The organism is Novosphingobium guangzhouense (assembly GCF_002896965.1).
GTDB classification, from domain to species: Bacteria; Pseudomonadota; Alphaproteobacteria; order Sphingomonadales; family Sphingomonadaceae; genus Novosphingobium; species Novosphingobium guangzhouense.
Genome location: NZ_LYMM01000040.1, coordinates 40,710 through 59,994, shown reverse-complemented (window position 1 = coordinate 59,994; position 19,285 = coordinate 40,710). Strand labels below are relative to the sequence as shown.

Sequence of the window (19,285 nt, the reverse complement as noted above, 5' to 3'; positions counted from 1 at the left end):
GCGCAGGTGTAACATGTCAAGGCCGCTCGTCAGAGCAGGGCACGAACGGCCTGCATGAACGGACCGATGGAAACCGGTTTCGCCAGATAGCCTTCGGCCCCGGCTTCACGGATGCGTTCCTCGTCGCCCTTGCCGGCATAGGCGGTTACCGCCAGCACCGGAATCGTGCGAAGTACCGGATCTTTCTTTGCCGCTTCGATGAGGTCGAGGCCGGAAACGTCCGGCAGCTGGATGTCCATGATCACAAGGTTGGGCACGAACTGGCGCGCCTTGTCCAGAGCGTCGAGGCCATCGGCGCACGGCTCCACCGCGTAGCCCTGACTGCGGAGCACGTCGCAAAACAGTTTCCGGTTAAGATCGTTGTCCTCGACAACGAGGATTCGCTTTGCCATTCGACGCCCTGATGACCATCTGGGTTTGAGCCCCTTCCTATGCGACGCGAGCGAGACTGACAATTCTTCGAGAATCATCATCCCCATCTGACCCGCAGACGCTGGTGCTCAATGCCCTTGGCTGGCTGCTGAGCGAACAGAGCCGCGCCGAACGCTTCCTGTCGCTGACCGGCCTGACCCCGGATGACTTGCGCGGATCGCTGGGCGAACCTGCAACGCTGGGCGCGGTGCTCGATTTCCTGTGCTCGCACGAGCCGGACCTGCTGGGCGCGGCGGATGCGCTGGGCGTGCCGCCCGAAACGCTGGTGGCCGCACGCAGGGGGCTGGGCGCATGACGAAACCGTTGCTCATCACCGATTGCGATGAAGTGCTGCTGCACATGATCAAGCACTTTCGCGACTGGCTGGCCGAGGAAGAAGGCGTCCATTTCGATATCGAGAACGGAGAGTTCTACAAGTCGATGCGCCGGATCGGCAGCGACACCCCGCTGGAACAGGCGGAGATGTGGGCGCTGCTCAACGGCTTCTTCGATTCGCAGATGCACCGCCAGACCGCGATCGAGGGCGCGGTGGAAGGCATCGCCGCGATCCGCGAACATGCCGATGTGGTTGTGCTTACCAATCTCATGGATTTCCGCCGCGAAGCGCGCGCCGCGCAGTTGATCGAACACGGGATGCCCTTGCGCGTCTTCACCAACCAGGGGCCGAAAGGCCCGGCGCTTCAGGCGATCCTCGATGAGTACCAGCCCAGCCGGGCGGTGTTCATCGACGATCTTTCGCAGCATCACGGCTCTGTCTTCGAGGTTTCGCCCCATGTTCGCCGCCTGCACCTGTGCGGCGAACCGAAGATCGCCCCCAATATCAAGTGTGCCCTCCAGCTTGGTCACGCGCATGCGCGGATCGACGATTGGGCCACGGCATTGCCCTGGCTGCTCGACAGCCTGACCCGCGAAGAAGAGGAATTTCATGAGCAAGATTGATGCCCGTCTGGCCGAACTCGGCCTGACCCTGCCTGCCGCAGCAGCCCCTGTCGCCGCCTATGTCGCGGTGGTCGAGACGAACGGTCTTGCACACGTTTCGGGTCAGCTGCCCTTCGTCGATGGCAAGCTCGTCACCGGCCGTCTGGGCGAGGATGTCAGCATCGAGGCAGGCACCGAAGCGGCGCAGGCTTGCGGCGTGATGATCCTGGCGCAGCTGAAGGCCGCGCTTGGTTCGCTTGATCGCGTGGAGCGGATCGTCAAGCTGGGCGGCTTCGTCAATTCGACCGGCGATTTCACCGACCAGCCCAAGGTCATCAACGGCGCGTCGGAACTGATGGTCGCGGTGTTCGGCGATGCAGGCAAGCACGCGCGCAGCGCGGTCGGCGTTCCCGTTCTGCCGCTGGGCGCCGCCGTTGAAGTGGATGCTATCGTTGCCGTTCGCCCTGCTTGATCGCTGGTGTTCGCCGGCACCCGATCCGCGCAAGGTCGCGTGGATCGGGGCGCAGGACTATGCCCATCGCGGGCTGCACGGCGTCTTCGAAAATGGCGGGGACGGGGGCGGGGGCGGGGGCGTGGACGGGGGCGTGCCGGAAAACTCGCGCGCGGCCTTCGCGAAGGCCATCGCCGCGGGCAATGGCATCGAACTGGATGTGCAGCGTTCCAGCGACGGGCAACCCATCGTCTTCCATGACGATACGCTTGACCGCCTGACCGCCGAGAGCGGCCCGACCGATCGCCGCAGCGCCGCGCAACTGGGCGCGATCACGCTGTCAGGCACCACCGAAACCATCCCCACGCTGCGGCAGGTCCTGGCGCAGATCGGGGGGAAGGTGCCGGTGCTCATAGAGATCAAGTCCGACCGCAAGGTGCGCATTGCCGCGCTGTGCCTTGCCGTGCGCCGGGTGCTGGAAGGCTATACGGGCAGCCATGCGGTCATGAGCTTCGACCCGCGCGTCTCGCGTTGGTACTGGCGCCATTCGCCACATACCGTGCGCGGCCTGATCGTCTCGGAAGGAGAGGATCGCGCGCTTCCCGGCAAGATCCGCCGCCACTTGTGGCTATGGCACGCCCGCCCCGATTTCCTTGCCTACGACGTGCGCGACCTGCCGAGCCGTTTTGCAGGCGCCCAACGCCGCCGCGGCCTTCCCGTAGCGACATGGACGGTGCGCGAACCCGAGCACGACGAACGCGCGGCAGCCCATGCCGATGCGGCGATCTTCGAAATCCGCGAAGGGGACGCGTGAGCGAGGGCAGCTTCACCGCCCGCCTTCTGGGCGCCGTGGGCGATCTGCCCGCCGACCAGTGGGATGCACTCACCGCAGGGGCTGGGGGCGGCCCCAATCCTTTCGTCAGCCATGCCTTCCTGACCGCGATGGAGCAATCCGGCAGCGTTGGCGGGCGCAGTGGCTGGACCCCGTTGCCGCTGGTTATCGATGGTCCCGACGGTACGCTTGCGGCCGCATTGCCCGCCTATCTGAAAGAGCACTCTCAGGGGGAATACGTCTTCGACCATGCCTGGGCCGATGCCTGGCATCGGGCAGGGGGGGAGTACTACCCCAAGCTGCAGATCGCGGTTCCCTTCACCCCGGCGACCGGCCCGCGCCTGCTCACCCCGCACCCGGAACTGATGGTGCCCCTGTTGCGCGCGGCGGAAACGCTGTGCCGGGACAACGGCCTGTCCTCCGCCCACGCGACTTTCATCGAACCCGCGCAAGTGCCGGTGTTCGAGAAGGCGGGCTGGCTCATGCGCGAAGACATCCAGTTCCACTGGGAGAACCGGGGCTACGCAACCTTCGACGACTTTCTTGCCGCACTGTCCTCACGCAAGCGCAAGGATCTGCGCAAGGAACGCGAGAAGGCGCAGGAAGGCGTCGAAATCCGGGCGCTGTGCGGCGATGATATCACCGAGGCACACTGGGACGCGTTCTGGGACTTCTATCAGGATACCGGCGCGCGCAAATGGGGGCGTCCCTATCTTACGCGTGAGGCGTTCAGCCTGCTGGGCGAGACTATGGCCGACCGCATCCTGATGGTCCTTGCCTTCATGGACGGGCATCCGGTGGCAGGCGCCCTGAACTTCATCGGCGGCGATGCGCTATACGGCCGTTACTGGGGTGCCGTGGTGGACAAGCCGTTCCTGCACTTCGAACTGTGCTATTATCAGGCGATCGATGCCGCGATCCGCCTTGGCCTGAGCCGGGTAGAGGCCGGGGCCCAGGGCGGGCACAAGCTGGCGCGGGGGTATGAACCTGTTCGCACGATATCGGCCCATTACATCGTGCACGATGGCCTGCGCGCCGCGATCGCCGACTATCTGGAGCAGGAGCGAGCAGGCATAGCGCGCGACCAGATCGTGCTCGATACCCGGTCCCCCTTCCGCAAGGGAGAGGGTTAGGCGGCGATGCGGACGGTCGCGCCCAGCCACTGGCGCGCGCGGCGCTGGGCTTCGGCGATTTCGCGGGCGGTCATGTCGTCGGCCACTTCGGCGCGGCAGACGGCGGCTTCCTCGTGTCCGCCGACGGCGGCAAGGTTGAACCACTTGTGCGCTTCGATCAGATCGCAGGGCGCGCCGTGGCTGCCGGTCGAGAACGCCACGCCCAGATCGAAGTAGGCGGATGCGTCGCCCTGGGCTGCGCTGGCCAGCGCCTCGGCGATGAGCATGTCTCCTGCGAAGTCGTTCGCGGCGGCAGGCATGGACAGGTTCTGGTTAATGCAGACAGTTTCCATCGTAATCCCCGTACCTTCGGAAAAGGGTTGTGACCGCGTGGACCTAAATCGTTTGCAACTGGCCTCTGCGTTCGATTTGGCGAATCTGGATGATGCCGATCAAGAAATGGTTAATCGCAATTGCGCAGCCTTCCCTGCGCAGATTAACTTTGTGTCATCCCGAGGCATCGTTAAGAATTTTGTGGACGGTCATGCATATGCGCTTGTGCCTTCAGGAGTGCGGACTTATAGGCCGCCTCAACTGCGGATCGTTGTACGGTCACCGGAAAAGTTCGGGGCTGCAGGGCGTTGGCGATCCGTGGAAGCACTGCGGAGTTTCTCTGGATGGCAACGGCCCTAGCTGACGAAATCGATGTACTCGCCAAGGCAAAACGCGCGATTGGCGGCGCTTACATTTCCGAACCGAACGAAGAATACATGAACGAGTCGCAGCAGGATTATTTCCGCAAGCTGCTCCTCGCCTGGAAAAAGTCGATCCTCGATGCCGCAGCGGGAACGCTGCAGCAGTTGCAGGACGGCCCCATTCGCGAACCCGATCTCAACGATCGTGCGTCAAGCGAAACGGACTGGGGCATCGAACTGCGCACCCGTGACCGTCAGCGCAAGCTGATCGCCAAGATCGATTCGGCCATGCGCCGCATAGAAGAAGGCGAATACGGTTATTGCGAAGTCACAGGTGAGCCGATCGGCCTCGGGCGCCTTGAAGCCCGCCCGATCGCGACCATGACGGTCGAGGCTCAGGAAGCGCACGAACGGCGCGAGAAAGTCTCACGCGACGATTGATCGCGATACTTGGCCCCGCCGCTGGTGGGGTCGAAACCCGGCTCCGATGCAGCCCGGAGCCGGGCCATTAAACCTTTGTTTGCCAATGTCGGCTAGGAATCGGGGCCAAGGCACGGTAGTTTCCGCGCATTGGCGGCACGGTGACGACGTGCATTCTGAAACGCCCGGACGAAGATCGCATGACCCAAGGTGAAAATCGGCAGCTTGCGCGCGACAGCCTGTTCCTCATGGCTGACCTTCGCGTGGACGGTCTCGACGGCGACTTCCGGATCAAGGTCCGCAACCTTTCGGCCGGCGGCATGATGGGCGAAGGCAACGTCTGCGTGGTGCGCGGCACGGTTGTCTCGGTCAATATCCGCAACATCGGCTGGGTCGAAGGATCGGTCGCATGGGTGCAGGAAAGCCGTTTCGGCGTTGCCTTCCGCGACGATATCGACCCGCGCCTTGCCCGTGCGCAGGCAGGCGCCCAGCCCGGCAAGGTCGAACACACCGCGCCGGATTACCTGCGCAACTATCAGGCGCCCGTGACGGACGCGACGCTGCTGCGCAAGATCTGAGCGCAGGCGCGGAAAATTCCGCAGAGCCGGTTGCGGGGCTCGGGAAATCGGCTACTCCATTTTTCATGCTGTCCAAGCGCCAAGCCTCGCGGGTGCTGGCCATTGCGGCCGCCTTCACGCTCGCCTCCTGCGGCGGTTACGACAATTCGGCGTTGGGTGTCGCCGTGGTCGGGGAACCCGACGACCTGTTCGTCAAGGGGGCAGGGCTCACTGCCGGCGCCGTGCTGGTGCGCGCTTCGACGGTAGAGGGGCTGGTCGCCTTCGATGACGCGGGGCGCGTCATTCCCGCGCTGGCCGATCGCTGGATCGTCACCGACGACGGGCAAAGCTACATCTTCCGCCTGCGCGAAGGCAACTGGAGCAGCGGGGAGCCGATCACCGCGGATTCGGCGCGCCGGGCCATCAATACGGCGCTGAAGGGACTGGATGACAGCCCGCTGGCGCATGATCTTTCCGGTATCGACGAAGTGCGGGCCATGGCGGGCCGCGTCATCGAGATCCGCCTGAACCGGCCGATGCCCTACCTTCTTCAGTTGCTGGCGCAGCCGGAACTGGGCCTCTACCGCAAGGGTGAAGGCACCGGCCCGATGAGCGTCACGCGCACGGGCAATACTGCCGCGCTGAGCGCGATCGACCCGGCAAAGCTGGGCATGGCCCCGATCGAGAACTGGGCGGAGCGCACCCGGCCGGTGCATCTGCGTGCACTGCCGGGCCCTCAGGCGGTTGCTGCGTTCAATGACGGCAGCGTCGACCTTGTGCTGGGCGGGCGCATTCAGGACTTCTTCCTGACCCGCTCGGTGGGCATTCTTCGCGGAACCATCCAGCTGGACCCGGTGGTGGGCCTGTTCGGCCTGCATGTGATGAACGACAAGGGGTTCCTGGCAGAGCCCGCCAACCGCGAGGCACTGGCCATGGCGGTGGATCGAGACGGGCTCATCTCGCCTTTCGGCGTCGGCGGCTGGGCTGCGACGACGCGCCTTGTCACGCCCAGCCTCGACGGTGATCTTGGCACGATTGGGGAACGCTGGGGCGGGCAGACGCTTGAAGAACGCCGGGCGGTGGCCGCTGCGCGGGTGCGGGCATGGAGCGGTGCGGGTGCTGCAGCTCCGGTCGCCGGGGGGCAGGAACCGTCACCTCGGCCCGATGGACCGCGCGTTCGCCTGCGGGTCCGCCTGCCCGAAGGGGCCGGCAGCGTCACGCTGTTCACCCGCCTTGCCGCGGATTTCGCGGCGATCGGCGTCGGTCTGGACCGGACGACGGATGCCGATATGGCAGACCTTGAACTCATCGATGACGTTGCCAGCTACCCGCGCGCGGCGTGGTATCTCAACCGCCTGTCCTGCCATGCCGGGACAGGTCTTTGTTCGCAGGAGGCGGACGCGCGGGTGACCGAAGCCGCCGCTGCCGCAACGCCCGCCGAACGGGCCGCGCTGCTGACGGAAGCCGAAGCGGAACTGACCGGGGCCAACGTCTTCATCCCCTTCGGCACGCCGATCCGCTGGTCGCTTGTCCGCGGCAGCGTCAACGGGTTCTCGGTCAACCCGTGGGGCTGGCATCCCTTGATGCCGCTGGCGTGGCTTCCCAAATAGGCTTTGCGGCGCTTTTGGCCGCGTTTCGAAGCGAGGCTGGGAACACGTGGTCAACCAATCGGCACGGCGCATGGATTTCGAGCTTCCGCTCGGCAACGATCCGGTATCGGTCCGCCGCCGTGTGGAAGCGCTGGAGCGCGTGCTGGAACGGGCTTTCACCGTGCCGGGAATCCGCCGCCAGGTGGGGCTGGACGCCGTCGTCGGTCTGGTTCCGGTCGCGGGTGACGTGGTTGCGGCCGCGATGGGCCTCTACCTCGTGTGGGAGGCGCGCAATCTTGGCATGTCGAAGTGGCAGCTGGCCCGGATGACCGCCAATGTCGGTTTCGATACGCTGGTGGGCGCGGTGCCGATCGCAGGGGATCTGTTCGACTTCCTGTTCCGTTCGAACAGCCGCAACCTCAGGATCATCCGCAAGCATCTGGACAAGCATTACCCGCAAACGCGGGTCATCGACGGCTGACGGCGCGGCGGCTATGAGCAGGGCATGAGAACCGCCTTGTCCGCCATGGCCCTGCTTGCGCTGGCCGCCTGTTCGAAATCCGACACCGCGCCCGGCCCCGGCGGCGTGACGATGGGCGAAGCGCGCGCGCTGGACGAGGCGGCTGCGATGCTCGACGAACGGCGCCCTCCGTCAGAGGGGCAGGCTACCGAGGCACCTGCCGCGCCGGAGCGGTGATCAGTCGAAGCTGACCTTGCCGCGCCCGGCCTTCACCGATCCGCGCAGCTTCTTGCCTTTCAGGCGCTGTTCCTTGCCGACGCGGTTGAGGCGGCTCTTGGCGCGTTTTTCCGGCAGCTTGTGCGCTTCTGTAATGAGTTCGGCCAGACGTTCGCGCGCGTCGGCACGGTTCGCTTCCTGCGTGCGAAAGCGGCGGGCAGTCAGCACCAGTTCGCCGCGCGCGGTCATGCGGCTGCCCGCCAGTTCGCGGAAGCGGGCGAAGACCGGCGGGGTCAGCCGCAGGGCGTAGACGTCGATGCGCAGCTGCACCGCCGTTGCCACCTTGTTGACGTTTTGCCCGCCGGGGCCGGTCGAGGCGATGAAGCTCTCTGTGGCAAGAGCCTGCGCGCGCTCGACGACGTCGTTCATTCGGGCGCTGCTTCCGGCGCGTCATCCTGGAAGCCGAGGGCGGCGAAGTCTGCGGGCAGCGGGGCGGTGGCCACGATCGGGGCCTTCTCTCCGCGCGGCACGGTCAGGCCCGCGGCGTGGAGCATGGTGCGCGGCGCGCCGCCCTTGGTGCCGTAGACCGGATCGCCCAGCAGCGGGAAGCCCAGGCCCGAGGCAGCATGGACGCGGATCTGATGCGTGCGGCCGGTTTCCGGGCGGAATTCGACGAGGGTGAGGCCGTTCCTGACGTCCAGCTTGCGCCAGTGCGTGACGGCGGGCTTGCCCTTGCGCGCCGGGATCATGCGCCAGCCGTCCTTCGCGGTGCTGACCTTCGACAGATTGAGGGCGATGGTGCCTTCATCTTCGGCCACTTCGCCCGCGACCACGCCGAGATAGCGCTTTTCGACCGTGCGCTCTTCGAAGGCGGCGGAGAAGCGCTTGAGCGCCTTGGGATTGCGCGCCAGCAGCAGGCAGCCCGAGGTGTCACGGTCAAGGCGGTGCACCGGGAACGGTTCGCGCTGGAAACCGAGCTTGAGTTCGTCGAGCCGGTCTTCAAGGCACGGACCACCGGCGCGCGGACGATCGAGCGGAAGGCCCGCAGGCTTGTCGATGACGATCGCTTCGCCGTCTTCGAAGAGGATTTCGAGTTGCATCATAATCTCTTTCGTCGTCCCGGCCGGTGGGCCGTGAACCATGTTCGTGCCTGTCAGCCCACCGCCTCGGCAATCCGTCGGCATGCCTCGACCAGCTTGGCGTCATCCGCCGCGAAGCTGATGCGGAAACCGTCGCGTCCGCCGAAGGCCGATGCGGGAACGATTGCGACGCCGTGATCCAGCAGGTGCAGCGCCAGCTTCGCATCGTCACCGAAGCGGTCCATCAGCGGCGCGGCATCGACCATGCAATAGAACGCGCCGTCAGGCACGGGCGTCGACAGGCCGGGGATCGCGTTGATCGCGCGAACCACCAGATCGCGCCGCGCGCGGAAGCGCTCGCACCACTCTGCAAGGAACGCTTGCGGGCCTTCGAAGGCGGCGACGGCGGCGGCCTGGCTGATCGAGCAGGGATTGCCCGAGGAGTGCGACTGCAGCCGCTCCATCGCCTTGATCAGCCATTCCGGCCCGGCGGCGACGCCGATGCGGAAGCCCGTCATCGCGTGGCTCTTGGAGACGCCCGAGATCGTCAGGATACGGTCGGCAAGGTCGGGGCACAGGTTCGCCAGCGTGGCGTGCGGGCCGCCGGTATAATTGATCGGCGCGTAGATGTCGTCGGACATCACCATCACGCGCGGATGGCGGCGCAGCACGTCACCGATGCCGAGCAGCGTTTCCGCAGGCAGGCAGGCGCCGGTCGGATTGCCGGGACTGTTGAGCAGCACCCACAGGGTATTGGGCCCGATCTGGGCTTCGAGGTCTGCGGGCGTGAAGCGGAAGTTGTCCTTCGCGTGGGTGTGCAGCGGCACCACCTTGCCGCCCGCGAACCGCACGATTTCGGGGTAGCTGACCCACCAGGGAGCCGGGACGATGACTTCGTCGCCCCCAAGATCGCCGGCGCTGATCGTGGCAAGCATGGCGTGGAAGATCGCCTGCTTGCCGCCCGCGCTGACGGTGATCTGCGACGTGGGAACCGTGATCCCCAGATCGCGCGCGAAGTGCAGCGCGGCGGCCTGCTTGAGCCGGGATGTGCCGCCGACCGGCGTGTACTTCGTCTGGCCGCCGTCGAGCGCGTCCTTGGCCGCTTGCAACACGTGCGGCGGTGTATCGAAGTCAGGCTCGCCCACGGAGAGCGATATGATGTCGCGGCCCGCTTCGCGAAGCTGGGTGGCGCGGTCTGTCATCGCCGTGGTCTGCGACGGGGCGATGCGGGATAGGGCGGTGGAAAGGTGCATCAGTCGAGCAGCCGTGCCGGGATCAGGCCGCGCAGGGCGTTGCCGATGAGGAACCCGCCCGCAAGATCATCGAGCGTCAGGTCCGCTTCCACCGCGCGGCCGCTATCGATCAGCGACCGGCGCAGCACACCGGGCAGCAGGCCAAGGCGTGCGCGCGGGGTCAGCAGCGTGCCGCCCTGCTCCACGAACAGGTTGGTGAAGCAGCCTTCGGTGACAAGCCCATCGTCGCGCAGCAGGATCGCTTCGTCCGCACCGTTGGCATGGGCCACTTCAAGGCCCTTGTCGTAGAAGGCGCGGTCGGTGGTCTTGTGCGCAAGGCGCCAGTCGCCGCTATCCACCGGCAGGCGCAGCACCGCGACCGTGGCCGGTTCGGTGAGAGGCGCGGGCAATGCGCTGAGTTCCAGTGAGAACGCGCCGGAACGGCCGACCACCAGACGCAGCTTCGATGCGGCGTCAGCCTCGAAGCACAGGGCCTGAATGGCGTTGCGCACCGCATGCCGATCGAACCCGAAGCCCAGCGCCACAGCGCTTGCGGCAATGCGTTCGAGATGCAGTTCGAGCAGTGCGATGCCGTCTTCGGGCGTGAAACGCATCGTCTCGATCAGATCGAAGTTTGCAGGAGACAAGACTTCCCCGGCTACCTGCACTTGCGACTCTCGCACGAAACCCCCTTTGATCAGGCATTCCCGCCATTCGGGAAGCGCTTGCGAATCCGCGACCACGGCGGACCCGACCCCTAGGACAGCGCGACCGTCACGGTCGAGACGCAGAGTGCGGATTGCCACATTGAAAGCCGCATCGCCAGAGGGTTCGATATAACCGATGGAGCCGCAGTAGAGTCCGCGCGGGCTGTGTTCGACCTCGGCGATCAGCTCCATCGCGCGGATCTTGGGCGCTCCGGTGATCGAGCCGCAGGGAAACAGCGCGCGCAACAGGTCGAATGAATCGCGCTCCGGCGGCAGGGTGGCGCGCACCGTCGATACCATCTGGTGGACGGTTGGATAACTTTCGATCGCGAAAGGGTTTTCCACCCGCACGCTGCCCGCTTCGGCGACGCGCGACAGGTCGTTGCGCATCAGGTCAAGGATCATCAGGTTTTCGGCGCGATCCTTGGCGCTTGCGGAAAGTTCGGCGGCAAGGGCGGCGTCTTCCACCGCGTCACGGCCGCGCGGGCGGGTGCCCTTCATCGGGCGTACCGTGACCTCGTGGTCCGAAAGCGTGAAGAACAGTTCCGGGGAAAAGCTGAGATGCCAGCGCGCGCCGTCGTGGATCACTGCCCCGTATCCCGCCGCAGCGCGGGGACGCAGCGCCGCATAAAGCGCCTGCGGATCGCCGCTCCACGGGCCGACCAGCGGCATGGTAAGATTGGCCTGATAGATATCGCCCGCCTCGATCGCGCCGTGGATGGCGGCGAAGGCGTGCTCGTAGCCGCCAAGGTCTACCTGCGGTTCCAGTGGGCCGATCGTGGGACGGTCCGCGCCTGAGCGGCCGGCAAGCCATAGCGGAACCTGGGTGGGAGAGAGTGTCTCGTACCCCTCGAATGCGCCGAACCAGAGCAGCGGGGCCCCAGTTGCGGCAAAGCGTCCGGAAAGACGCGGGACAAGGCGCGGCTCCAGCGCCAGCCCGGCCTCGTATGTCAGGTAGCCGGCGAGATGCAGCCCTTGCCGCGAGAGCACCTGCAGGCGCTCCAGCGCGGGCCGCACGTCCTCGCCGCGCATCGCCACCACGGTTTCGCGCGGTGTGCGATAGAGCCGGGCGTCGGCGGCGCCTTCGCTGCGGGCGTCATCGAGAAGGACGAATGGTTCGGTCATGGGATTGCGCGGGCCTTTAGCGGGAGTTTGCGCGTCTGCCCACCCCGGTCGCACGGCCTGGGGATGGCCCTTCCGCAGCACCGCCTGCCACGCTACACCCCCGCTATACCGATGTGGCGACAGGGCTTGGAGACCACGTAAATGAGCGAGATTTTCCTTGGGCTTGGCGCCGATGGCGAGCGGCAGGTGCTGCGGCTGGGCCGGGCCAACCGCCATGGCCTGATCGCGGGCGCGACGGGGACCGGCAAGACCGTGACGTTGCAGACCATCGCGGAGCAGTTCTCTGCCGCCGGGGTGCCGGTGTTCATGGCCGACGTGAAGGGCGACCTCTCGGGCGTCTGCATGGCCGGAAGCCCTCAGTTCAAGAACGCTGCAATCCTGGAATCGCGGGCGAAGGAAATCGGCATTGCCGACTATGCCTATGCCGATAACCCGGCGGTTTTCTGGGACATCTACGGTGAGCAGGGCCATCCCGTGCGCACCACGATCTCGGAAATGGGACCGCTTCTGCTGGCCCGGCTGATGGATCTGAACGAGACGCAGGAGGGCGTGCTCAACATCGTGTTCCGCCTTGCCGACGACGAAGGGCTGCTGCTGCTCGACCTTGAGGATTTGCAGTCGATGCTGGCCTATGTGGGACAGAACGGCACTCAACTGGCGCTCAAGTACGGCAATGTCTCCAGGGCGACGGTTGGCACCATCCAGCGCCAGCTCCTTGCGCTGGAGAGCCAGGGGGCGGCGCAGTTCTTCGGTGAGCCTGCGCTGGAAATTGCGGATTTCATCAAGTGCGACGATCAGGGGCGCGGCTACATCAACGTGCTGGCCGCCGACAGGCTGATGCGCAGCCCCAAGCTTTACGCCACCTTCCTGCTCTGGCTGCTGTCCGAACTGTTCGAGGTGCTGCCCGAAGTGGGCGATCCCGAAAAGCCTTGCCTCGTCTTCTTCTTCGATGAGGCGCACCTGCTGTTCGACGATGCGCCCAAGGCGCTGCAGGACAAGGTGGAGCAGGTGGTCCGGCTTGTCCGTTCGAAGGGTGTGGGCGTCTATTTCGTCACGCAGAACCCGATCGATATCCCTGAGGAGATCGCCGGGCAGCTGGGCAACCGCGTCCAGCATGCGCTGCGGGCTTTTACCCCGCGTGACAAGCGCGCGATCAAGGCGGCGGCCGAAACCTTCCGCATCAATCCCGCGCTGGACGTGGAAACCGCGATCACCGAACTGAAGGTGGGTGAAGCGCTGGTTTCCACGCTGGACGATGACGGCGCGCCTTCGGTGGTGCAGCGCACGCTGGTGGCGCCGCCGCGATCGCGGCTGGGGCCGATCACCGCGAAGGAACGCGCGATCGTCCAGTCGATCAGTCCGTTCGACGGCAAGTACGACACCCGCGTCGACCGCGAGAGTGCAGAGGAAGTGCTGGCCGCCAAGGCCGCCGATGCGGCCGCCACCGCTCAGGAGGTTGAGGAAAAGGGCCGCGAGGAAGTGGCAAAGCAGGAACGCAAGAGCCCCGGCCTGTGGGACGGCATCGGCGGCAAGGTGGCCAAGGCCGCCGCCGGGGCCGCCGCCGCCAGCGCCGGATCAATCCTTGCCCAGACCATGCAGGGCAAGAAGAGCCGCGCCAGTCCCAAGGCTTCGGCCGCCAGCGCTGCGGCAGGCACGGTGGCCGATACGCTGGGCAAGGCGATCGGCATTCCCGGCCTTGGCAGGTTCGCGCGCAATCTTATCGGAGGGTTGATGCGCTAGTGCGAAGGGGCCTTGTCCCTAAGCTGATCCTGAACGGCAGGCAGTTCCTGTGCGGGCGGGTGCCTGGGATAATGATGGCCCTGATGTTCGCCTGCGCAATCGGCATTGCGCAGGCGCAGCCGGTTCCGAACGGGCGGCTGGACGATACGGTCAGGCCCGTGGCCTATCGGCTGGACCTGACCGTCGATCCTTCGAACCCACGCTTTTCCGGCCATGTAGAGATCGACGTGGCGCTGGCGCAGGGGGCATCCTCCATCGTGCTGCACGGGCGCGGGCTTGCCGTGTCGCGCGTGACCGCGCTGGCGGCGGGGCGGCTGCTGGAAGGGCGCTGGGAGCAGCTTGATCCTGTCGGCGTGGCGCGCGTGGGCTTTGCCGAGACGCTGCCCGCCGGGCCGGTGACGCTGGCTTTCGATTACGATGCGCCCTTTGCCGATGGTCCCGCAGGGCTGTTCCGCGCGCAAGTGGAGGGCGCATGGCATGGATGGTCGCACTTCGAGGCGATCGATGCGCGCGCGGTGTTCCCCGGCTTCGACCAGCCCGGCTTCAAGACGCCCTTCACGCTGACCCTGCACACACCGGAAGGGCTGACCGCAATCGGCAATGTGCCCGAAACCGGGCCGCCGATGATCGAGAACGGGCTGGCGGTCCACCGCTTCGCGCCCACCCCGCCGCTGCCGACGTACCTTGTCGCGATCATGGTCGGCCCTTTTGTTTCGGTGTCGGGAGAGCTGGGGGCCTTGCCGGTGCGGATCGTCTCCACCCGACAGAACGCGGACCGGATGGCCTTCGCGCTCGACGGCACCCGCCGCATCACCGCGCTGCTGGAAGACTACTTCGGCACGCCCTTTCCCTTTCCCAAGCTGGATCAGGTGACCAGCCCGCTGCTGCCCGGCGCGATGGAGAACGCGGGGGCGGCGCTCTATCGCGACGATCTGCTGGTGATGGACGCAGAGGCGCCGGTAAGCCGCCAGCGCGCCTTCGGCATGACCGTGGCGCATGAACTGGGGCACCACTGGTTCGGCAATCTCGTTACTCCGGCGTGGTGGGACGATCTGTGGCTGAACGAAAGCTTCGCCAACTGGATCGGCTATCGTATCGGCGACGCCTGGCGTCCCGACCTTGGCATTGCGGGCGATGCGCTGGGGACGGGTTTCGAGGCGATGGAAACCGACGCGCTGCTGGCCGGGCGCCCCGTCCGCCAGCCGATCACGGACAGTCGCCGGATCGACACGGCCTTCGATGCGATCACATATGGCAAGGGCGGGCATGTGGTGGGCATGGTCGCGGCATGGCTGGGCGAGGATCGGTTCCGGGAAGGCGTACGCCGCTACATCGCGGCCCATGCCGGCGGCAGCGCCACCAGCGACGATTTCTTCGCGGCGCTGGCGCAAGTCGCGGGCGATCCCCGGCTGGTTCCCGCGATGCGAAGCTTCGTGGAGCAGCAGGGCGTGCCGCTGCTGGCCATGCGGCGCGATGGCGACCGGGTAACGGTGACGCAGCTGCGCTACACCACGGCAGGCGTCGCCCCGCCCGACATGCGCTGGACTATCCCGCTGTGCCTGCGGCGAGAGGCGACACGCCGCTGCTTCATCATGGACCAGCGCACGCAAAGTTTCACGGTGCCGGGCAAGGGGCCGGTGTTCCCCAATGCGGGCGGAACCGGCTATTACCGTTTCGAACTGACCGCAGGCCACTGGCAGGAACTGATCGCCGGTGCCGACCGGCTGCCGGGCGGAGAGGCGCTGGCGCTGGTCGATTCGCTCTGGGCCTCGATCCGGGCAGGGCGCGGCACGATCGGCGAGATGGCCCGGCTGGAGCGCAAGCTGATCCACCATGCCGATCCCCACGCCGCCGATGCCGCCGACAAGGCGCTGTCGAAACTGGTGCGCGAGAACATCGTGGGGGCGCAAGGACGGCGGGGCTTCCGGCTGCTGCGCGAAAAGCTCTATGGGCCGCTTCTGAAAACCTATGGCTTCGATCCGCGCGCGGGCGTCTATGCGCAGGAGGCGGCGGCGCGCGCGCAGCGGCGGGTGCAGGTGGTCAACGCGCTGGTCGGCACGGGAACCGGGCGCAAGCTGCGTCGCCAGCTGGATGCAGCGGCCGTGGCTTATCTGGGAGGGCAGCACGGCGCGCTGGACCCGGCGTGGTTCGACCATGCCTTCGACCTCTACCTCTATGACCGGGATACTGCGGCGGTCCGGTCGCTGCTGGATGCGGCGCTGGCTTCGGAAGACCCGGTGTTCCGCCCCGCAGCGCTGGGCGCGGTGGCGCGGACGGGCTTTGCGCAAGTTGCCGCATGGCTGCTCGTGCTTGACGACCCGCGCCTGCGCGAGACGGAACGGCGCGATCTGCTGGACGGCATCATGGCGCGCAGTTCAAGCCGCGAATATGGCTATGGCTGGGCGCTTGCCCATGTTGCGGCGCTGCTTGGCGGTGCGGACGGGCAGGCGGTCTCGACAAGACTGCCGCAGATGCTGGGCCGGTTCTGCTCCGTCTCATGGGCAGACCGCATCGCGCGCGATTTCGGGCCTGCCTTTGCCGACACCCCCGGCGCGCTGGAACTGGATCGCGCGGTGGAGCGGGTGCGCAACTGCGGGCTGCTGGACGACATGATGGGCACGCAGATCGACGCCGAATTCGCGACGCTGCGTTAGGGGCAGATCGTTGGGAATCAGCCCAGCGGCAGTTCCAGCCTTACCGTCAGGCCCGCAACCTTGCCGTCGGCGGAAACCCGGTTGGCCAGTACTAGCGCGCCGCCGTGCTGGTCGGCGATGGCGCGTGCCAGCGCAAGGCCAAGACCCGCGCCGCCCGTGGCCTTGTTGCGGGACGGATCGCCGCGCACGAAGGGGTTGGTCATCGCCTCGATCTCATCGTCGGGGATGCCGGGGCCGTCGTCTTCGATGCGGATGACGGCGCGATCGCCTTCCTTTTCCAGCCCCACCCGTGCGCCCTCGCCATAGCGCAGCGCATTGTCGATGAGGTTGCGCAGCGCGCGCCGCAGCCAGGTGGAGCGCAGTTCAAGGACGATGCGCTGGGTGTCGCCAAGGTCCACCGGCTCGCCCATGTCCTCGTATTCCTCGACCACCGAGGCGACGAGGGCGGACAGTTCGGTGCGTTCGCGCGGGTCGCTCGGGCGGCCGACGCGGGCGAGCGAGAGGATGTCGTCCAGCGTGCGCACGATGTCCTCGATCGTGGCGGCCATGCGGGCGCGTTCGGTATCGTCTTCCACCGATTCGATGCGCACGCGAAGGGCGGCAAGCGGGGTCTTCAGGTCGTGCCCGATGGCGCCCAGCATCACGTCCTTTTCGTCCAGCATCGCGACGATGCGCGCTTCCATCGCGTTGTGGGCCACGATCAGTCGCTGCATGTCTTCAGGCCCGCTGGGGTCGAGCTGGCCCGCAGAGCCGGGGGCGACGGCGAACTGCTCCACCCGCCGGGTCAGCGCGGCGAGCGGGCGGGTGATGCGCCGCAGGATCAGCGCGACGGCGCCGACCAGCACGAGGTAGATGATCACCGTCTGCACGATTAGCGGCCGGATCATCACGTTGAAGGCACGCGGACTGCGCACCCGCGCCACCATCCAGTTGGCCTTGCCCGGCTGCTTGACGCCGACCACCAGCAGGTGATCGTCGATCATGTCGGCGACTTCAGGCCCCTCCAGCCGGCCCTTTGCGGCACGGCGATAGATATGGGACCGCGCGAAGCTGTCGTGCCCGACCGTGCGGTGAATGACGACGATTTCGGATGCGGGAAAATCCTGTTCCGCCAGCGTGTGCTGCAGCCGCTCTTCCATGTCGGCATCGCGCTTTTCGCCACCGCGAACGGGCGATCCGTTGCTGAATTCCAGCGGGAAGCCACGCAGCGGCGGGCCGCCGAAGGGCGCGCGATCGCGGTCGTGATCGCTTCCGCGCAGCATCCGGCCAAGCGCCCCGCGCCCGCGCGTTTCGGCGATGAGCTTGAAGGCGACGGCATTGCTCATGCCCGCTTCATAACCTTCGCGCTGGGCGCGGTAGACGAGCAGGGCGCCGATGCCCTGCACCAGCAGCAATGCGGCAGCGACGGCAAGCAGCATCTGGCCCATCAGGCTGCGGGGCCTGATCGCGGAAGGAATGGGTAGGTGCATCAGTCCTCTATCGGTACGCGGCGCACGTCCGCGGCCAGCATGTAGCCGCCGCCCCAGACGGTCTGGATCAGCTGGGCATTGCGGCTGTCCTGTTCGATCTTGCGGCGCAGGCGGCTGACCTGATTGTCCACCGCACGGTCGAACAGGTGCGCCTCGCGGCCCTGCACCATGTCGAGCAGGCGGTCGCGGTTGAGCACCTGCCGGGGGTGTTCGAGGAAGGCCATCAGCAGCCGGAACTCTACCGAGGAAATGGCGACGACCGCGCCTTCGGCATCGATCAGCCGCCGCTTGAGCGGATCGAGCCGCCAGCCCTCGAACTCGAACGCCTCGTTCTCCACCGCCGCAGGGGCCGCGCGCGAGGCGCGGCGCAGCACGCTGCGCACGCGGGCGACCAGTTCGCGCGGTTCGAACGGCTTCACCACATAGTCGTCCGCGCCGATTTCCAGCCCGACGATGCGGTCGGTCGCCTCTCCGCGCGCGGTGAGGAAGATCACCGGCACGTCCTGCGCCTCCACCAGATGGCGGCAGAGCGACAGCCCGTCCTCACCCGGCATCATGATGTCGAGCAGGACGAGGTCGAATTTGGCGTCCCGCAGGCGCGAGCGGGCCTCGGCCGCGCTCGATGCCTGGACGACGGCGAACCCCTGCCGCGACAGGTAGTCGCCCAGGGGTTCGCGCAAGGATGCTTCGTCGTCGACCAGCAGGAGCCTGGCCGGTGACGGGGCCGGAGAAGGAGTCAGCGCGGTATCGTTCATCTCAAGATCCATGGCGTTACCGCGCCTTCCTGTCAGTTTGCGGCCTTCTTGTCAGCCTTCTTGGTTTCCCAGCGGGCCTTGCGCTCTTCCATGTGGGCCTTGCGCGCGGCCTGGCGTTCTTCCTTGGTCACCTTGCCGTCGTGGTTGGCGTCCTGCGCATCGAAGCGCTTGAGAGCGGCCGCGACGAATTCGGCTTGCGAGACGGCACCGTCGTTGTTGGTGTCGGCCTGCTTTTCCATCATCATGCCGCCACGCGGGCCGCCGAAGTGGCCGGGACCACGGTGATGGCCGCCGCGGCCCATCTTGCCGCGATGTTCGCCGCCGCGCATGCCGTCATGCTCACCGCCGGGAGGGGGCGGCGGCGGGCCGTCCATGCTGTCAGCACCGGGGCCATCAGGACCGCGTCCATCAGGGCCACGTCCATCAGGGCCACGTCCATCAGGACCGCGATCGGCCATGAATTCGGCCTTGGAGATCGAACCGTCGCCATTGGTGTCGAGCTTTGCGAACATCTTTTCGCGCATCTGCTGGTGCATCAGTTCGCGGTCGGCCTTGTCGAGCTTGCCGTCCTTGTTGACATCCAGCTTCGCGAACAGCTGCGTGGCGCGGGCCTGCGCTTCGGCGCGGGTGATCACGCCGTCGCCATCGGCGTCCATCTTCGGACGCTCCATGCGCGGCTTCTGGGCAGCAGCGGCGTTGTTCGCAGGGGCCTGGGCGCAGGCCACGCCGCCGATCGTCAGTGCAGCAGCCGAAAGGCCGAGCATCAGGGTCTTCATCGAGGTCATGTGTCTTGTCCCGTAACAATTGGATGAGAGCCACAGACCAGAAGGGAAGGGAGGGGG

General features: G+C 66.5%; 21 protein-coding genes. 12 read left to right on the top strand and 9 right to left on the bottom strand.

What is annotated here, in order from left to right:
• Nucleotides 1-29: 29 nt before the first annotated feature.
• Nucleotides 30-392, bottom strand: coding sequence for a response regulator (locus A8V01_RS14700; protein WP_103096588.1), 363 nt, complete (start codon nt 390-392; stop codon nt 30-32).
• Nucleotides 393-496: 104 nt separating this feature from the next.
• Here A8V01_RS14700 and A8V01_RS14695 point away from each other — a divergent pair, with 104 nt between their 5' ends.
• The 5 genes from A8V01_RS14695 to A8V01_RS14675 are packed head-to-tail and all read left to right on the top strand — an operon-like array spanning nt 497 to nt 3,766.
• On the top strand, nt 497-727 hold the full coding sequence (locus tag A8V01_RS14695; RefSeq protein ID WP_425437329.1) for a DUF3572 domain-containing protein: 231 nt from the start codon (nt 497-499) through the stop codon (nt 725-727).
• Nucleotides 724-1,371 (top strand): HAD family hydrolase, encoded by a 648-nt coding sequence (locus tag A8V01_RS14690; protein WP_103096586.1) that lies wholly within the window; start codon nt 724-726, stop codon nt 1,369-1,371. The genes A8V01_RS14695 and A8V01_RS14690 overlap by 4 nt, the downstream gene beginning before the upstream one ends.
• On the top strand, nt 1,358-1,822 hold the full coding sequence (locus tag A8V01_RS14685) for a RidA family protein (RefSeq protein ID WP_103096585.1): 465 nt from the start codon (nt 1,358-1,360) through the stop codon (nt 1,820-1,822). The genes A8V01_RS14690 and A8V01_RS14685 overlap by 14 nt, the downstream gene beginning before the upstream one ends.
• The gene (locus tag A8V01_RS14680) at nt 1,794-2,615 is read left to right on the top strand and encodes a glycerophosphodiester phosphodiesterase family protein (protein ID WP_103096584.1); all 822 of its coding nucleotides are present in this window, start codon (nt 1,794-1,796) and stop codon (nt 2,613-2,615) included. The genes A8V01_RS14685 and A8V01_RS14680 overlap by 29 nt, the downstream gene beginning before the upstream one ends.
• Complete coding sequence (locus A8V01_RS14675) at nt 2,612-3,766, top strand: GNAT family N-acetyltransferase (protein ID WP_103096583.1); 1,155 nt, start codon at nt 2,612-2,614, stop codon at nt 3,764-3,766. The genes A8V01_RS14680 and A8V01_RS14675 overlap by 4 nt, the downstream gene beginning before the upstream one ends.
• On the opposite strand, the gene A8V01_RS14670 is transcribed toward A8V01_RS14675, so the two are convergent.
• Nucleotides 3,763-4,098, bottom strand: coding sequence for an SEL1-like repeat protein (locus tag A8V01_RS14670; protein WP_103096582.1), 336 nt, complete (start codon nt 4,096-4,098; stop codon nt 3,763-3,765). The two genes, A8V01_RS14675 and A8V01_RS14670, sit on opposite strands and share 4 nt — an antisense overlap.
• A gap of 324 nt (nt 4,099-4,422) precedes the next feature.
• Here A8V01_RS14670 and dksA point away from each other — a divergent pair, with 324 nt between their 5' ends.
• The 5 genes from dksA to A8V01_RS14645 all read left to right on the top strand — a co-directional run bounded on the left by dksA (nt 4,423) and on the right by A8V01_RS14645 (nt 7,703).
• Nucleotides 4,423-4,881, top strand: a complete 459-nt coding sequence (dksA, locus tag A8V01_RS14665) for an RNA polymerase-binding protein DksA (protein WP_103096581.1) — start codon at nt 4,423-4,425, stop codon at nt 4,879-4,881.
• A 179-nt stretch (nt 4,882-5,060) separates the two neighbouring features.
• Nucleotides 5,061-5,438 (top strand): PilZ domain-containing protein, encoded by a 378-nt coding sequence (locus A8V01_RS14660; protein ID WP_103096580.1) that lies wholly within the window; start codon nt 5,061-5,063, stop codon nt 5,436-5,438.
• Nucleotides 5,439-5,503: 65 nt separating this feature from the next.
• Nucleotides 5,504-7,027 carry an ABC transporter substrate-binding protein gene (locus A8V01_RS14655; RefSeq protein ID WP_103096579.1) on the top strand — a complete coding sequence of 508 codons (1,524 nt, stop codon included), beginning with the start codon at nt 5,504-5,506 and terminating at the stop codon, nt 7,025-7,027.
• Between the two features lie 70 nt (nt 7,028-7,097).
• Nucleotides 7,098-7,487 carry a DUF4112 domain-containing protein gene (locus A8V01_RS14650; RefSeq protein ID WP_103096578.1) on the top strand — a complete coding sequence of 130 codons (390 nt, stop codon included), beginning with the start codon at nt 7,098-7,100 and terminating at the stop codon, nt 7,485-7,487.
• Between the two features lie 24 nt (nt 7,488-7,511).
• Nucleotides 7,512-7,703: a hypothetical protein gene (locus A8V01_RS14645; protein WP_103096577.1), complete on the top strand. Its 192-nt coding sequence runs from the start codon at nt 7,512-7,514 to the stop codon at nt 7,701-7,703.
• Here A8V01_RS14645 and arfB read toward each other — a convergent pair whose 3' ends face one another.
• The 4 genes from arfB to pabB are packed head-to-tail and all read right to left on the bottom strand — an operon-like array spanning nt 7,704 to nt 11,825.
• Nucleotides 7,704-8,111, bottom strand: a complete 408-nt coding sequence (arfB, locus tag A8V01_RS14640; RefSeq protein WP_103096576.1) for an alternative ribosome rescue aminoacyl-tRNA hydrolase ArfB — start codon at nt 8,109-8,111, stop codon at nt 7,704-7,706. It lies immediately after the preceding gene.
• Entirely contained in the window at nt 8,108-8,782 is a 675-nt protein-coding gene (locus A8V01_RS14635) for an RluA family pseudouridine synthase (protein WP_211295021.1), read from the bottom strand. Before A8V01_RS14635 ends, arfB begins: the two co-directional genes overlap by 4 nt.
• 53 nt (nt 8,783-8,835) lie before the next feature.
• A complete protein-coding gene (locus A8V01_RS14630; RefSeq protein ID WP_103096575.1) occupies nt 8,836-10,014 on the bottom strand; it encodes a pyridoxal phosphate-dependent aminotransferase in 1,179 nt (392 codons plus the stop codon).
• On the bottom strand, nt 10,014-11,825 hold the full coding sequence (pabB, locus tag A8V01_RS14625; RefSeq protein ID WP_103096574.1) for an aminodeoxychorismate synthase component I: 1,812 nt from the start codon (nt 11,823-11,825) through the stop codon (nt 10,014-10,016). The genes A8V01_RS14630 and pabB overlap by 1 nt, the downstream gene beginning before the upstream one ends.
• Before the next feature lie 141 nt (nt 11,826-11,966).
• On the opposite strand from pabB, the gene A8V01_RS14620 reads away from it, so the two are divergent.
• Both A8V01_RS14620 and A8V01_RS14615 read left to right on the top strand, forming a co-directional pair.
• Nucleotides 11,967-13,565: a helicase HerA-like domain-containing protein gene (locus tag A8V01_RS14620; protein WP_103096573.1), complete on the top strand. Its 1,599-nt coding sequence runs from the start codon at nt 11,967-11,969 to the stop codon at nt 13,563-13,565.
• Between the two features lie 83 nt (nt 13,566-13,648).
• Nucleotides 13,649-16,219 carry a M1 family metallopeptidase gene (locus tag A8V01_RS14615; protein WP_245892560.1) on the top strand — a complete coding sequence of 857 codons (2,571 nt, stop codon included), beginning with the start codon at nt 13,649-13,651 and terminating at the stop codon, nt 16,217-16,219.
• Nucleotides 16,220-16,236: 17 nt separating this feature from the next.
• Here the strand turns inward: A8V01_RS14615 and A8V01_RS14610 are convergent, their stop codons facing one another.
• The 3 genes from A8V01_RS14610 to A8V01_RS14600 are packed head-to-tail and all read right to left on the bottom strand — an operon-like array spanning nt 16,237 to nt 19,228.
• A complete protein-coding gene (locus A8V01_RS14610) occupies nt 16,237-17,688 on the bottom strand; it encodes a sensor histidine kinase (RefSeq protein WP_103096572.1) in 1,452 nt (483 codons plus the stop codon).
• Nucleotides 17,688-18,443 (bottom strand): response regulator, encoded by a 756-nt coding sequence (locus A8V01_RS14605; protein WP_103096571.1) that lies wholly within the window; start codon nt 18,441-18,443, stop codon nt 17,688-17,690. The genes A8V01_RS14610 and A8V01_RS14605 overlap by 1 nt, the downstream gene beginning before the upstream one ends.
• Before the next feature lie 32 nt (nt 18,444-18,475).
• A complete protein-coding gene (locus tag A8V01_RS14600; RefSeq protein ID WP_103096570.1) occupies nt 18,476-19,228 on the bottom strand; it encodes an EF-hand domain-containing protein in 753 nt (250 codons plus the stop codon).
• Nucleotides 19,229-19,285 lie beyond the last annotated feature (57 nt).